We start from the raw sequence: 14226 nt of genomic DNA, 5'->3' as shown, positions 1-14226 counted from the left end.
GAGGTTATTCTATGGAACACAATTTCTGGCACAGTAAGTGGCAAAATAATGAGATTGGCTTTCATGAACCCACAGGTAACCCATTTTTGGTTAAATATGCCGATGTGATATTGAATACATCACCTGCCCTGCCCCCACGCATTTTTGTACCGCTTTGTGGTAAAACAAGAGACATTGCATGGTTACTATCTCAACAGTGCCAGGTGATAGGCGCTGAGTTAAGCGAAATTGCTATACAGCAACTATTTGAGGAATTGGGCGTTATCCCAATCATTCGGGAATTTGCACATGGCAAAGTTTATCAGAAAGATACGTTAACCGTTTTTGTGGGTGACATTTTCACGTTAACGAAAAACGACATAGGTCCAATATCTGCGGTTTACGATAGGGCTGCCTTAGTGGCACTACCAGAGGCCTTAAGAGCACAATATACTCAACATATAGTGGCACTCACCCAATGTGCTCCTCAACTTATAGTGTCATTTGAATATGACCAAAATGCCATGCCTGGGCCGCCGTTTAGCGTAAGTGAAGACACCGTTACCGCTTTGTATCGTGAACACTACAAGGTTGAATGTATAGAGCACTCTAATCTAGAGGGCGGGTTGAAAGGTAAAGTTAATGCCAACAACTTGGTTTTCACGTTAACTCCCAATAAGACGCTCGACCGCAAATAATATAGCACCGATTAAACCACCCACTAGGGTGCCATTAATACGCACTTTTTGCAGATCTCGCCCGATATTAAGTTCAACTTGCTCGGCCATTTCTCTTTCATCCCAACTGTTGATGGTATCTCTAATATGCCGGGTTAAGAAGTCAGCTAATTCTGGTGCCATGTATTTTGCCGCCTCGCCGATATGGGTATTAAATGCCTGTGATAAATCACTGTTTTCAGTAAGGCTAATACCCAACTCTTGAAGCCAGCGAGAAACCTTGGTTTCTACCAGCCCCTCACGTGCTTCTAAAGATGCCAGAAGCCAAGCGTGAAAACGTTGCCAACTTTTGTGAATATAACCGTTTAGGGCGGGGTCGTTAACCAATTGCGCTTTGTACCTGTTAACCTTTTCCTCCATTAAAGGGCTGTGCTGAAGTTCATAAAGAAATTCATGCACCTGTTCATCAAAAGCGTGTCGAATTGGGTGCTCTGCGTCATGATAGATATCGTCAAGGATGCTGGAAACGGCCTTAACAGCGATAAGTGCTCCCTTTTCACTTAACCAACTTGAGGGAAGAATTTTTTCCACCCGGCTATATTCTGTCTTTAGCCATGCCACTAAGGTTTCAGCAATATACTCTTGCGTACTAGACTGCGACATTAAACTGGCAAGTTTGCCAAGAACCTTATCGAGCACAACCTGATGCTGCCGCTCTTTTGTTACCGAATTTAAAGAAGTGACCATGAGTTGCCGTAAGTCGATTTGCTTTAACCCTTTATGTGCCGTTTTTGCGATAAAGGCTTTTACCGGCTTGTCGTCAATCACCCGCAATATTCCGCTTAATGCATCACACAAGAAGCGACTTAATCGTGTACTGTTATTTACGTTAGATAGCCACCTCCCTGCGCCTTTCGCAGGATCACTTTCTTTAATCAGCTTCTCAATTGCCGTGGCGTGAAAAAATTTATCCTTAACAAAAAGGGATAAGTTATCAGCGATTGCTCGCTTATTATTGGCCACAATATTGGTATGGGGAATGGGGTATCTAGCAGGAATAGGCTTAAATAAGGCGGTGACCGCGAACCAATCGGCTAGCCCACCAACCAATGCAGCTTCGCTGGCCATTTTTATCAACCCAAGCCACCAAGCACTGGCGAGCTCTGGGAAAAACTTCGGTATCAGAATAGTGCCGACAAAAATACTCCCGGCTACCACTAAACACCACAATGCTAACTGCTTTGCTTTTCGCAACTGAACTTGCTTTTGATGCACTGTGATCTCCTAACCTACCTACTCATTTATTTGTGTAAAACTCGCTGCCCTGACGTATCGATAATTAGCGTACCATCTTCTTTTTGGTAAGGGCCCGTTGGCCATAGAGGTAAAATATCCAAAATAGCATCACTAGGCCTGCACAAGGCAACCACTTCTTGAGACGGCCGTTTTGGCACTCTCGTCGCCTCAACCTCATATTCATCAACTGATATGCAAACCATAGGCCTATTCACCAAAATGGGGTGAGCTAACATAGCTTCAAAGAGAACATCATCCGTCACTGATTCATCTAAAAGCCCTAGAGCGCCTGCAGGCGATTTTGTGGTTCGAAGCGCCTGCCTTGGTGTTATCTTCGCCGCGCTTAGCAAATAATCGAGTTGATCCCCATCCCAACCTTCTTTTACATATTCAATAACCTGCGGGCTGTACCCTGCATCTCTTATTATTTGAAGTACATTGCGAGAAGTGCCGCACTCTGGGTTATGGTAAATGGTAATCACCCTTATCTCCTTTACGTAAATTATTCGCTATAACAATATCCTACCTCTGTTACCAAAATATGGACAATCATCAAATAGTACCCCATGCGACTGTCCAATATGTGTTTTTGACTGACCCATTTTTTCTTCTTCAGTTTTGACTGTCCAATCCCGTTTGACTGTCCAATCCCGTTTGACTGTCCAATCTGTCCTTCTTCAGTTTTGACTGTCCAATTCCGTTTGACTGTCCAATCTGTCCTTCTTCTGTTTTGACTGTCCAATTTATCTTATGACTGTCCAATCTGTCTTTTTGTACTGGAGACGGCTACAGGAGAGTTATTTGAAAACTCAATAAGTTAGTCAAAATGACCACTCCGTAATCATCCTGACTAATCCGCATTTCTCACAAGAGGAAAAATATCAGTAACACATTGAATAATATGAACTATATAACTTGGCACAACTTGTGGTTACTTTTTTACAGCTTTGGCTAATATCCATCTTGGTTTTAGCATCTGTGCGAGGAGCCATACCTCATCATGTGCTTTTCAGTGAACAAATAACAAAATAGGAATAATCATGTCTCATCACCGTACCTTACTGGCCGCAGTGCTCATTTCTTCTACTTTTTTAACCGGCTGTATCATTCAAGTTGGTGACGCCAAAGCCAATAATGGAGACGGCTTAAGCAGCCTCTTTGGCAATATTCATGTGGAGGAACACGAGCATGCAGGTGAAATTTCATCGGTTAACGGTAACGTGTCTTTAGACCATCACGCTCACGCAGAGCAGGTCAGCATCGTCAACGGGGATCTCGATATCGAACAGCACGTGAATCTACGCGCAATCGATATTGTGAATGGTGATATTAACGCAGGCGACCACCTGCAAGTGCGCGCAGGAATAGCCACTGTCAACGGTGACATAAACCTTCACAAAAACAGCCAGATAGAAAACAGCATTACTTCTGTAAACGGCGATATAAATTTAGTTGGCGTAACGGTGAAAGAAGATATTGAAACCTTAAATGGCGATGTTAATCTTTCAGATATGAGTGTTATCTTCGGTGATATCACCTATAAAAAACCAGATTCTAAATGGTTCGATTCCGATGACAAACCAACATTAACGATAGATAAAACCGTTAAGATTCATGGCAGTATTATATTAAACCGTCCTGTCTCCTTGGTTTTTGAAAATCCAGCGCATCACCAGAAAGTAGTTGAAAGTTACCATGTTGAACAGTAAGGTCAGTGGCTATTTTCACCGTTATCGTAAGTTATGACTGAATTAGAAAAAATGCTTTCGGGGGAAATGTATTTCCCCTCAGATAAAACCCTCACAATGATGAGGGTTGCCTGTCGCCAACAACTCGATGTATTAAATCGCACCTGCCAAAGTGAACATAAAACCCGTACCCAACTGCTTAAAAAGTTGTTTGGTGGTACAGGCAAGCGTCTTTATATTGAATCTACGTTTAAGTGCGACTATGGTGAAAACATCTTTGTTGGCGAGAGCTTTTACGCCAATTTTAACTGTGTCATTCTTGATGCTGCACCCGTCACTATTGGTGACAACTGCATGCTTGCCCCCCAAGTCGGGCTCTATACCGCTACTCATCCCATTAACCCCACTCAGCGTGCGACCGGCGTCGAGTTTGCTAAACCCATCACTATTGGCGATAACTGTTGGATAGGCGGCATGGCAGTGATCAACCCTGGTGTGACACTTGGAAACAACGTGGTTGTGGCATCTGGTGCTGTAGTAACGAAAAGTTTTGGTAGTAACCTAGTTATTGGCGGCAACCCTGCTCGAATCATCAAAACGATTGATCCTGACGCCTCTTAAACACCGCGCCTTTAACGTAAAGGCGCGGCTTAAGTTTTAATAAAGCATGGCTAAGGGTGACAAGCCCTTAATCCCAGTTGGGCGCAAAATCAGGGTTAACAATGCGATCGCCATTATCCAAATCGTCAATACGCTTTAAATCATCCGCGGTTAAAACCACACGGCTATAATCTACATTTTGTGCCAAATGAGATTCACTAGTAGACGAAGGAATGGCAGAGATTTTTCGCTTTTCCATCCATGCTAAAACAATTTGAGCTGGACTAGCATCATGATCCAGCGCTATCGCTTTAAGGGTTTCATCTTTCATGACTTTACCAACGGCAAACGGCATATAGGCCGTTACCCCTATACCTTTCTCTCTACAGGCTTCTACTACCTGTCTATTTTGCATAAACGGGTGTAATTCTATTTGGTTAGTGTAAATTTCACCTTCACCTAGAATGCGTTCAGCCTGCTCTAATTGGCCTATGGTAAAGTTAGATACCCCAATATGGCGGGCTAAGCCAAGCTGTTTTACTTCTTTTAAGCTTCCCAAATAGTCTTCCATGGTTAAGTCATCACCAGGGTAAGGCCAATGGATCAAAAGTAAATCAACATACTCTAACTTTAGCTTTGCCAAGCTTTCGTGAACACTTGGAATAAACGCATTTTTGCCTAAGTTTTCGTGCCACACCTTTGTGGTTACGAAAAGTTCAGAGCGGGCTAGACCACTTGTTTTGATGGCGTCTCCAACGTTCTCTTCGTTATCATAGAATTGCGCAGTATCAACATGACGAAATCCAACCTTAAGTGCCGAGGTTACCGCTGAAGTCGCCTCATCCCCTTCTAAACGAAAGGTTCCCATTCCTAACTGTGGCATGTCTTTCATAAATCTCTCCTTGTCGCTGAAAATATTCGTATCTTGCGTTTGCTACGAATGAAGCCTAGGTGGAGATCGCCCGAAGTAATCATAGATGTAGGCGCGGGAAGGCGTTTTAAGGTCTTATAGAATGGTAAGGCGAGATGATTAATGACTTAGGAGACTATTTGGCAGTTTATCATTTACAATAAACCGCCAAAAAATGTGGATAATTAACGTTTGGTGTTACGCCCCACCCGCTTTTTCACACCTTGCTCTTTTTGCTCTTTACGCACTTTGTGCTTTTTAACAGAGCGGCGCATACGGCTTAAGCGAACATGGTCTAATTTATTTTGACGGACATTAATCATAGACTGGGTTTCTTCCGGTAATTGCACAATGCCTCTTAAAGCATTGACGTCCTCTAGCCCAAGTTCAACCCACGCCCCTTGAGGTAAACGTTTTTGTAACGCTAGAGGCCCGTACTTTACCCTTATCAAGCGGCTAACTTGCACACCTTGGGATTCCCAAAGACGTCTGACTTCGCGATTACGCCCTTCTTTCAAGGTAACGTTAAACCAGCGATTCATGCTTTCGTCTTCCGCCCCTACAGGGGCCACTTTACCTGTAATAGACAAAAACTTAGCTTCGCCATCTTCCAGCTGAACGCCTTTTTGCAACGTCGTAAGGGTTTGGTTAGTGACGTCGCCAAATACGCGTACAGCGTATTCTCGTTCAACTTCGCATTTCGGGTGCATTAAACGGTTTGCCAATTCACCGTCATTGGTGAAAAGTAACAAACCACTGGTGTTCATATCCAACCGCCCTACGGTGATCCAACGCCCCAATCTAATCGCGGGCAGGCGATCGAAGACAGTATCTCTGCCGTCGGGGTCATGACGACTACACAGTTCACCTTCTGGCTTATTGTACATAAGCACACGGCATACTGGCTGTTCGGTTTGTCGTGATAAAAGGTGGCCATCTACACGAATTTGCGCAGACCCGTCGACTCTGTCGCCCAATGTAGCAAGCGTACCGTTTACAGATACTCTGCCTTGTTCAATCCAACGTTCCATTTCTCGTCGCGAGCCTAGCCCTTGGTTGGCCAGCACTTTTTGCAACTTTTCAGTCATGGGTTATTTCACTCTTTGTTTGCTTGTTTACGGTCGCACGGTCTAGCTTTCAGACGGTGCCTCATTTAACACCTTAAGCGACGAGTGGGTATCTAAATTATCAGCTAACGTTTCAAACGCTTCTGCACTAGGAAGTTCAGAAAGTGACGTCAACGAAAAGTAATCTAAAAAGGTTTTTGTTGTGGCATATAACGCAGGTCTCCCTGGTACTTCTTTATGCCCAACAATGGTTACCCATTCTCGTTCTGTGAGTGTTTTCATAATATTGCTACTTACCGCTACCCCTCTTACTTGCTCAATTTCTCCACGAGTAATAGGTTGACGATAGGCGATAAGTGCCAATGTTTCCAACATGGCGCGAGAATAACGCGGCGCGTTTTCTTGCCATAAATTGCTTAACCAGGGGCTAAGCGCATCTAACGATTGAAAACGAAAACCACTACTAACTTCTACAAGTTGTACGCCACGAGGCTGATAGTCGAGCTTAAGCTCGTTCAAAACTTTGCTTAAGGTTCTATCAGCTACGGAAAATCCAGCTAAAACAGTTTCTTTAAGCTCTTGTTTTGTTATTGGTTTATCGGCCACAAAAATAGCAGCTTCCACCAATTGTTTAAGTTGCGTGGTATTAATCTTTTTCATTCGTGCCTAATTTTACATGAATTCGCGCATAAGGACCTGCCTGAATACAAATTATTAGTTGTTCTTTTACTAACTCTAAAATAGCGAGGAAAGAAACCACTACGCCGGCCTTCCCTTCATCAGTACTGAATAACGTGTCTAAGGGCGTAAATGCGTCTCGATTTACCATGCTCAAAATCATAGACATTCGCTCTCGCGTGCTCAGTGCTTCTTTCTCAATAGTGTGATGTTCAAACGCCGCGGCTCTTTTTAGTGCCGCGCTAAATGCCAAGACGATCTCGGCAAGACTTACCTCTGGATCCACCCTCACAGGGGCAATCCCCTCATCAAGATCAACCTGTGTAAGAAAAATATCCCGCTCTAGTCGGGGTTGCTCATCTAAATCTTCCGCGGCCTGCTTCACCACCTCATATTCTTTTAAACGGCGAATCAATTCTGCCCGTGGGTCTTCTTCCTCGTCACTGTCACTTTCTCGTTTTGGGAGCAACAATCGGGATTTTATCTCAGCCAGTATTGCCGCCATTAACAAATATTCAGCGGCGAGCTCAAGCTTTAACGCCATCATGGCATCGACATATTCCATGTACTGCTTGGTTACAACAGCCACGGGCAAACTTGTTATATCGAATTTTTGCTTCCGAATAAGATACAAAAGTAAGTCTAATGGCCCTTCAAAGGTATCTAGAATAACCTCTAGGGCATCGGGAGGAATAAACAAATCTTCGGGCTTTTCAATTAAGGCTTCGCCATTGATAAAAGCCAAAGGGAGCGGTTGCTGAACAGGGGTAGACACTGCATCGTCAGTGGTAGTTACTTCGCTCACCTGTTCATCCTCACGTTAATGCCTTCATAATGAAGCGTATTTGAAACCACCATCGATTACTCAAATGGGGTTGTATCTCCAGTACCTCGACGCAAAATGACAGGTACATCGTCGGATAGGTCTACCACCGTGGTTGGTTGCTCACCAAGGTATCCGCCGTGAATAATAACGCCCACCTGCTTTTCAAGATTATCACGTATAACATCAGGGTCTGACTCAGCCATTTCATTGCCAGGTAAAATTAGCGATGTAGACATTAATGGCTCGCCTAAGGTTTCAAGCAATGCTAACGCTATGGCGTTGTCTGGCACACGTAATCCAATGGTTTTACGCTTAGGGTTTTGTAATCGTTTAGGGACTTCACGGGTGGCTTTCAACACAAAGGTGTACGACCCCGGTGTATTGTTTTTGATTTGCCTAAACGCGGTGTTATCCACTTTTGCGTAAATAGAAAGCTCAGACATATCTCGACACATCAGGGTGAAATTATGATCTTTGTCAATTTGTCGAATTCGGCAAAGCTGCTCTAAAGCCCGCTTGTCTTCCATTTGGCAACCAATGGCATAGCCCGAATCCGTTGGATATACCACCACCGCACCTGCTCGAATCAATTCGCAGGCTTGATTTAGTAATCTTTGTTGTGGATTTTCTGGATGAATATAAAAAAACTGGCTCATACTAATGCTCTCCTTTACGCGAGGGGCGTGCTTTGATTTACGGCCCCAGATACATAGGGCCAATCGTGCCAAACCGGAGTAAGTGCGCTATTAATGCCTAAATTTTTGCCAAGTTCTGTCCAACGCGAAGGAAAATGAAAATCAGACCCTGCCGATGCTAACAAACCATGGCTTTTGGCGAGTTCATTAATAAGTTCTTGTTTACTTTTGTTTATACCTGGAAACGCGGTTTCAATGCCGTCCCCCCCTGCGGTAGCAAACAAATCGACCAATCTGCGCAGCCATTTAGCTGTCATATCATAATGAGCTGGATGCGCTAAAATGGCTTGCCCACCTGCTTGATGTATCCAAGCAATTGCACTTTCAATAGACGGCCAATCGGCCTTAACCGCGGCGCGCTTCCCTTTACCCAGATACTTTTTAAACGCCGCCTCCATAGATGCAACACCATAATTATTCACCAGCACTCTGGCAAAATGCGCACGGGTTACCTGCCCCACGCCAGCGAGGGATTGCGCACGTTCAAGTACACCTTCAAACCCACATTTGCTGAGTTTTTCTGCAATGCGCTCGGCGCGGTCTTGTCGCACTTGAGCTTGGCCGGCTAAATTGGCTAAAAAGGCACTGTGTTTTCGATCTACGTTTAAACCAACAATATGGATATCAAAACCATGCCAATTGGTTGATATTTCAACACCATCCACAATGTGCAGGGGCCGTTTCTGTGATGCCTGGGTAAGGTGTGCTTCTTCTAATCCCCCCACCGTATCATGATCGGTTATGGCAAGAACGTCCACCTGCATGGTATGCGCCCTAAGCACTAATTCTTTAGGGGTAAGGTGTCCGTCTGAATATTTTGTATGACTGTGTAAATCTATTTTCAAGGGTCTACTTTCAAACTTTTATGCAAATAATGGGTTGACACAAAGGCCAAATTGTTTTCTTCTATATAGTAGAGTATACGGATTAACAAACTCGATGCCTATCGAAGTTTGAAAAAGTTCGACATAAACACGAGATTATTCATGCATCAAATGACAATCACAACAGCAATTAAGCTTGCAACTTGGTGGTGGCACTCCCTCGATTAACGGGTGGTGTGCGCTTTGGTGCGTAAAAAAAACACAAAAGGCCCGTTTTAACGGGCCTTTTTTTTATTCTTTTGCAGTTGGAGAGTGGCAAAAATGAGTTTAGCGGAACTGGGAACTGTCCCAGGAAAAGTGGAGACGATTGAGCAGGTTGGTCACTATATTGATGACCCGCTTGCCGCGTTTTCACATCTGTGTGCAGAGCGGCCAAATGCGTTATTGCTTGAGTCAGCTGAAATTGAGTCGAAAGACAACTTGCAAAGTTTGCTGATGGTTGACGCGGCATTACGAATGGAGTGCCATGGCAACCGAGTAATGGTAAGCGCATTGAGCCACAACGGAGCATCTGTGCTTCCACTATTTAGTCAGCATTTGCCTCAAGGGCTAACCTGTATCGAAAATGATGACGCAACGCTAACCTTATTGTGTGAAAGCGCTGATGCATCCTTAGACGAAGATAGCCGACTAAAAGCAGCAAGCGTAATGGATACGCTGCGAGTTGTAATTAACGGCATCACACCTATCAGACAACACCCTCATGCTTTGTTTTTAGGGGGGGTGTTTGCGTATGACATGTTAGCCGGTTTCGAAAACTTACCTGCGGTTGGTGAAGGTGAAAACGATTGTCCTGACTTTGTGTTTTACTTAGCTGAAACCCTGATAACCGTTGACCATCAAACTCGTGAAACCCACCTCATTGGCAGTGTGTTTAGTGGCGAAGATGTGGCTCGACAGTATTTTGCGGTATCACAACGACTAGAGTCCTTGCACCAGCAACTGCATACCATGCCAGCCACGCCGTCATTCGTTAACAAAAACGCCAATGCGCCAGACGCCTGCGACGTTTCAGTAGACAAAACAGACGCTGAATTTTGTCACGATGTACACGCCTTAAAACAGCACATTTTGGCTGGCGATATCTTCCAAGTGGTTCCTTCACGTACCTTTTCACTTCCTTGTCCGTCTCCTCTTCTCGCATACGCCCAACTTAAAGTGCAAAATCCAAGCCCTTACATGTTTTATATGCAGGATGAGGCTTTTTCTATTTTTGGCGCGTCACCCGAGTCAGCATTAAAGTACGACAGTGAATCTAACCAAGTTGAGATTTACCCTATTGCGGGTACACGTCCTCGCGGTAAGCGGGAAGACGGCAGCATAAATCACGATTTGGACAGTCGTATAGAGTTAAACTTACGGGAAGATGAAAAAGAAAAAGCAGAACACATTATGTTGGTGGATCTTGCCCGTAATGATGTGGCGAAAGTCAGCCGTCCGGGCACGCGCTACGTAAAAGATTTACTAAAAGTAGACCGCTACTCTCACGTTATGCATTTAGTGTCACGGGTAGTCGGCCAGCTTAGAGACGATTTAGACGCCTTACACGCCTATCAAGCCTGTATGAACATGGGAACCCTGGTGGGCGCGCCAAAAGTAAGTGCTGCCACCCTAATTCGTGAGACTGAGAAAAAGCGACGAGGCAGTTATGGTGGCGCGGTAGGCTATATCAACGGCCAAGGCGATATGGATACCTGCATTGTGATACGTTCTGCGTTTGTCAAAAATAACACCGCTTATATTCAAGCTGGCGCTGGCGTAGTTTACGACTCTGTAGCGCAAGCCGAAGCGGACGAAACTCGCGCAAAAGCCCAGGCGGTGATAAGTGCGGTGCAATCAGCACTGGCCATGGAGAAACAAGCATGAAAGCGCAAACCACCTTATTCTTACTTGATAACGTAGACTCATTTACCTACAACTTAGTGGATGAACTACGTACCTTAGACTTGGCGATTAGTGTTTATAGAAACACCGTATCCGCAGAGGTTATTTTTGCAAAAATGCAAGAGCAGGCAGCCAAAGGCCCCGTATTATTAATGCTATCTCCCGGCCCTGGCGCACCTAGCGACGCAGGTTGCATGCCAGCATTGCTGAAACAAGTGGCTGGCGTTTTCCCGGTCATTGGCATATGTTTAGGCCATCAGGCCATTGTGGAATACTATGGTGGAAAAGTTGGGCGTGCCAGCTATGTTATGCATGGTAAATCATCGGCCATTTCTCATACGCAAACAGCCATGTTCAATAAGTTGCCACACCCCTTACACGTTGCCCGTTATCACTCTTTGGTAGCTCACACCCTACCTGACGCACTGGAGGCTTGTGCCACGTGTGAAGATGAAGACGGTTCGCAGACTATTATGGCTGTGATAAATAAAGCCGACGGCATGCTTGGCTTTCAATTTCACCCTGAATCTATTTTAACCGCGCAAGGTAGTATGTTGCTTAAGCAAAGCATCGACTATTTAACGTTGCAGGAATAAGCATATGGTAAACGCAACAACTCTATTAGACGCTTTAATAGCAAAAACATCGCTGTCGCAAACAGAAGCTTACTCGCTATTCAACAGTATTATGCATGGTGAACAAAGTGAATCTATGATTGCAGCAGTGCTTACTGCCTTAAAAATGAAAGGTGAATCGCCGGGTGAAATTGCGGGTGCCGCCAGTGCCATGGTAGCGAATGCATTGCCCTTCCCTACGCCAGAATACGACTTTGCTGATATTGTCGGTACCGGTGGAGACGGCCATAACACGATTAATATTTCCAGTGCGGCTGGCGTCGTCGCCGCTTCTTGTGGTGTAAAAGTAGCTAAACACGGCAATAGAAGTGTGTCGAGTAAATCGGGCTCGGCAGATCTCTTTAAACAGTTTGGCTTAGCACTCGACATTTCCCCAGAAACGTCTAGAAAATGCTTAGATGAAGCAAATTTCACATTTCTATTTGCGCCGGTTTATCATGCAGGCATGCGCCATGCAGCCCCCGTCAGAGCTGCGCTGAAGACCCGAACCTTATTTAACATATTGGGTCCATTGGCAAACCCTGCCCGCCCAACCCATGGTGTATTCGGGGTTTACTCACCGGAACTGCTTGAACCTTACGCAAAAACCCTTATGCTGCTAGGCCAACATCGCGCCATGATTGTACATGGTGATGGTTTAGACGAGTTAGCCTTGCACGGTGAATCTACTATTTTCGATCTTGAGCACGGTGATATTCGTAAGCTTACCGTTACCGCAGAAGACTTTGGGCTACCATCCTTTCCCCTTGTGGCCATTGAAGGGGGAGAACCAGAAGAAAACAGAAAATACATTGAGGCTGCCCTTGCCGGTGAAGGTGAAGAAGCTCACCGCGCCGCTATTGCAATGAACTGTGGGGCATTACTTAAGGTTACGGGACACGCCAACACGTTTAAAGACGGCGCTGAAATGGCCATGGAAGCCATGCACGCAGGACGCCCGCTGAATGTGTTATCCCAGGTTGCTAAAATTAGTCAGGAGGTTAGCACAAATGCCTAATGTGCTAGAAAAAATTGTTGTCGATAAGCGCCATGAAATAGAAGAAAGAAAACGCGCGTTTCCACTCTCTTCATTTAAAGATGAACTCGTGCCTTCTCAAAAAAGCTTGTTTGCAGCGCTTAGCCAACCCAACGCAGGGTACATCTTCGAATGTAAAAAAGCCTCACCTTCAAAGGGGCTTATTCGAGAGCATTTCGATTTAGATGAAATCCTTGAAGCCTATAGCCCATATGCGGCAGGTATCTCAGTGCTGACTGATGAGAAATATTTCCAAGGTAAATTCGAATACCTTGAATATGTCACTGCCCGTGTCACGCAGCCGGTTTTGAATAAAGATTTCTTTGTAGACACCTATCAGGTATATCTTGCACGTTATTACAATGCAGATGCTGTGCTGCTCATGCTGAGCGTTTTGAGTGACGAAGAATATCAATCTCTCGCCGCCGTAGCAGACACCCTTTCCTTAGATATTCTAACTGAAGTGAGTAATGAAGAGGAAATGGCTCGCGCCATCGCGCTGGAAGCCAAAATAATTGGCATTAACAATCGTAACCTACGCGACCTTTCTACTGATTTGGCCACCACCGAACGCTTAGTTCCGCTGCTAGAAAGCGCCACTCATGATTATGTGGTTATTTCAGAGTCAGGCATTTATACCCACCAAGATGTATTGCGTTTATCACCCTTATGCCAGGGTTTCTTGGTGGGCAGTGCACTCATGGCTGAAAAAGACCTGAATGTCGCCGTTAAAGGCCTAGTGTATGGCGGTGTGAAAGTGTGTGGGTTAACCACACCTGAGTACGCTAACAACGCGTTTGCCGCCGGGGCGAGCTATGGGGGGCTTATCTTTGCAGAAAAATCTCCTCGCTACGTAACGCCAGAAACGGCACTCGCCATAGTCAATGAGGTGCCTGGCCACTATGTGGGTGTGTTCGTCGATAAACCCATAGATGAGGTGGTTGCAACTGCCACACAATTGTCGCTACGCGCGGTTCAGTTGCATGGTAGCGAGGATGCGAACTACCGTGAACAACTTAACAGCAAACTGCCTTCCCACTGCACTATTTGGCAAGCCGTTGGGGTATCCGACAACATCCCGAATAACGTTTACACCTTGTTGAATGACAACCACGTAGAACGCATATTACTTGATTGCCAAGTGGGAAATAGCAAGGGCGGCACGGGCAAACAGTTTGATTGGTCGTTACTTCAAAACATCGACAAGAAAGAAAAGCTAATTATTGCCGGAGGTATTAATCCGGACAACGTTGCCGACGCCATTTCAACAGGTTGCGGCATGCTAGATGTAAATTCAGGGGTAGAAACCGCCCCAGGCGAAAAGTGCGCTGACAAGCTTGCAGCACTTTTTACAATTTGTCGCCGCTATTAAAGACGAAATACAGGACATTC

General features: G+C 45.2%; 15 protein-coding genes. 7 read left to right on the top strand and 8 right to left on the bottom strand.

Annotated features, from left to right (window positions below; all coding sequences use genetic code 11):
* The first annotated feature begins 11 nt into the window (after positions 1-11).
* Complete coding sequence (gene tmpT / locus EP13_RS07145) at positions 12-677, top strand: thiopurine S-methyltransferase (RefSeq protein ID WP_044056700.1); 666 nt, start codon at positions 12-14, stop codon at positions 675-677.
* Here the strand turns inward: tmpT and EP13_RS07140 are convergent.
* Both EP13_RS07140 and EP13_RS07135 read right to left on the bottom strand, forming a co-directional pair.
* Complete coding sequence (locus tag EP13_RS07140; protein ID WP_044056699.1) at positions 645-1931, bottom strand: DUF445 domain-containing protein; 1287 nt, start codon at positions 1929-1931, stop codon at positions 645-647. The genes tmpT and EP13_RS07140 overlap by 33 nt on opposite strands.
* Positions 1932-1957: 26 nt before the next feature.
* Entirely contained in the window at positions 1958-2434 is a 477-nt protein-coding gene (locus EP13_RS07135; RefSeq protein ID WP_044056698.1) for an arsenate reductase family protein, read from the bottom strand.
* 558 nt (positions 2435-2992) lie between these two features.
* On the opposite strand from EP13_RS07135, the gene EP13_RS07130 reads away from it, so the two are divergent.
* A complete protein-coding gene (locus EP13_RS07130) occupies positions 2993-3661 on the top strand; it encodes a DUF4097 family beta strand repeat-containing protein (RefSeq protein ID WP_044056697.1) in 669 nt (222 codons plus the stop codon).
* 33 nt (positions 3662-3694) lie between these two features.
* Positions 3695-4261: a sugar O-acetyltransferase gene (locus EP13_RS07125; RefSeq protein WP_044056696.1), complete on the top strand. Its 567-nt coding sequence runs from the start codon at positions 3695-3697 to the stop codon at positions 4259-4261.
* Positions 4262-4328: 67 nt separating this feature from the next.
* Here the strand turns inward: EP13_RS07125 and dkgB are convergent, their stop codons facing one another.
* From dkgB to EP13_RS07095, 6 genes are all read right to left on the bottom strand, one after another.
* Positions 4329-5132 (bottom strand): 2,5-didehydrogluconate reductase DkgB, encoded by an 804-nt coding sequence (gene dkgB / locus EP13_RS07120; RefSeq protein ID WP_044056695.1) that lies wholly within the window; start codon positions 5130-5132, stop codon positions 4329-4331.
* A gap of 203 nt (positions 5133-5335) precedes the next feature.
* Positions 5336-6238, bottom strand: coding sequence for a 23S rRNA pseudouridine(2605) synthase RluB (gene rluB / locus EP13_RS07115; RefSeq protein WP_044056694.1), 903 nt, complete (start codon positions 6236-6238; stop codon positions 5336-5338).
* Positions 6239-6280: 42 nt separating this feature from the next.
* The gene (gene scpB, locus EP13_RS07110; protein WP_044056693.1) at positions 6281-6877 is read right to left on the bottom strand and encodes an SMC-Scp complex subunit ScpB; all 597 of its coding nucleotides are present in this window, start codon (positions 6875-6877) and stop codon (positions 6281-6283) included.
* Positions 6864-7700, bottom strand: a complete 837-nt coding sequence (locus EP13_RS07105; protein WP_044056692.1) for a segregation and condensation protein A — start codon at positions 7698-7700, stop codon at positions 6864-6866. The genes scpB and EP13_RS07105 overlap by 14 nt, the downstream gene beginning before the upstream one ends.
* 56 nt (positions 7701-7756) lie before the next feature.
* Complete coding sequence (locus EP13_RS07100; protein WP_044056691.1) at positions 7757-8377, bottom strand: L-threonylcarbamoyladenylate synthase; 621 nt, start codon at positions 8375-8377, stop codon at positions 7757-7759.
* A 14-nt stretch (positions 8378-8391) separates the two neighbouring features.
* Positions 8392-9261, bottom strand: coding sequence for a PHP domain-containing protein (locus tag EP13_RS07095; RefSeq protein ID WP_044056690.1), 870 nt, complete (start codon positions 9259-9261; stop codon positions 8392-8394).
* Positions 9262-9561: 300 nt separating this feature from the next.
* Between EP13_RS07095 and EP13_RS07090 the strand changes: the two genes are divergently transcribed.
* The 4 genes from EP13_RS07090 to trpCF are packed head-to-tail and all read left to right on the top strand — an operon-like array spanning position 9562 to position 14206.
* Positions 9562-11166, top strand: coding sequence for an anthranilate synthase component 1 (locus tag EP13_RS07090; protein ID WP_044056689.1), 1605 nt, complete (start codon positions 9562-9564; stop codon positions 11164-11166).
* On the top strand, positions 11163-11780 hold the full coding sequence (locus EP13_RS07085; RefSeq protein WP_044056688.1) for an aminodeoxychorismate/anthranilate synthase component II: 618 nt from the start codon (positions 11163-11165) through the stop codon (positions 11778-11780). Before EP13_RS07090 ends, EP13_RS07085 begins: the two co-directional genes overlap by 4 nt.
* 4 nt (positions 11781-11784) lie before the next feature.
* Complete coding sequence (gene trpD / locus EP13_RS07080; protein ID WP_044056687.1) at positions 11785-12816, top strand: anthranilate phosphoribosyltransferase; 1032 nt, start codon at positions 11785-11787, stop codon at positions 12814-12816.
* On the top strand, positions 12809-14206 hold the full coding sequence (trpCF, locus tag EP13_RS07075; RefSeq protein WP_044056686.1) for a bifunctional indole-3-glycerol-phosphate synthase TrpC/phosphoribosylanthranilate isomerase TrpF: 1398 nt from the start codon (positions 12809-12811) through the stop codon (positions 14204-14206). The genes trpD and trpCF overlap by 8 nt, the downstream gene beginning before the upstream one ends.
* Positions 14207-14226 lie beyond the last annotated feature (20 nt).

The organism is Alteromonas australica (assembly GCF_000730385.1).
GTDB classification, from domain to species: domain Bacteria; phylum Pseudomonadota; class Gammaproteobacteria; order Enterobacterales; family Alteromonadaceae; genus Alteromonas; species Alteromonas australica.
This window is presented reverse-complemented; position numbering and strand designations above follow the sequence as displayed.

Excerpts from the sequence above, each read along its gene's own strand:
- tmpT (WP_044056700.1), top strand. The coding sequence starts at position 12 with ATGGAACACAATTTCTGGCACAGTAAGTGGCAAAATAATGAGATTGGC.
- EP13_RS07130 (WP_044056697.1), top strand. The coding sequence starts at position 2,993 with ATGTCTCATCACCGTACCTTACTGGCCGCAGTGCTCATTTCTTCTACT.
- EP13_RS07125 (WP_044056696.1), top strand. The coding sequence starts at position 3,695 with ATGACTGAATTAGAAAAAATGCTTTCGGGGGAAATGTATTTCCCCTCA.
- dkgB (WP_044056695.1), bottom strand. The coding sequence starts at position 5,132 with ATGAAAGACATGCCACAGTTAGGAATGGGAACCTTTCGTTTAGAAGGG.
- rluB (WP_044056694.1), bottom strand. The coding sequence starts at position 6,238 with ATGACTGAAAAGTTGCAAAAAGTGCTGGCCAACCAAGGGCTAGGCTCG.
- scpB (WP_044056693.1), bottom strand. The coding sequence starts at position 6,877 with ATGAAAAAGATTAATACCACGCAACTTAAACAATTGGTGGAAGCTGCT.
- EP13_RS07100 (WP_044056691.1), bottom strand. The coding sequence starts at position 8,377 with ATGAGCCAGTTTTTTTATATTCATCCAGAAAATCCACAACAAAGATTA.
- EP13_RS07090 (WP_044056689.1), top strand. The coding sequence starts at position 9,562 with ATGAGTTTAGCGGAACTGGGAACTGTCCCAGGAAAAGTGGAGACGATT.
- EP13_RS07085 (WP_044056688.1), top strand. The coding sequence starts at position 11,163 with ATGAAAGCGCAAACCACCTTATTCTTACTTGATAACGTAGACTCATTT.
- trpD (WP_044056687.1), top strand. The coding sequence starts at position 11,785 with ATGGTAAACGCAACAACTCTATTAGACGCTTTAATAGCAAAAACATCG.
- trpCF (WP_044056686.1), top strand. The coding sequence starts at position 12,809 with ATGCCTAATGTGCTAGAAAAAATTGTTGTCGATAAGCGCCATGAAATA.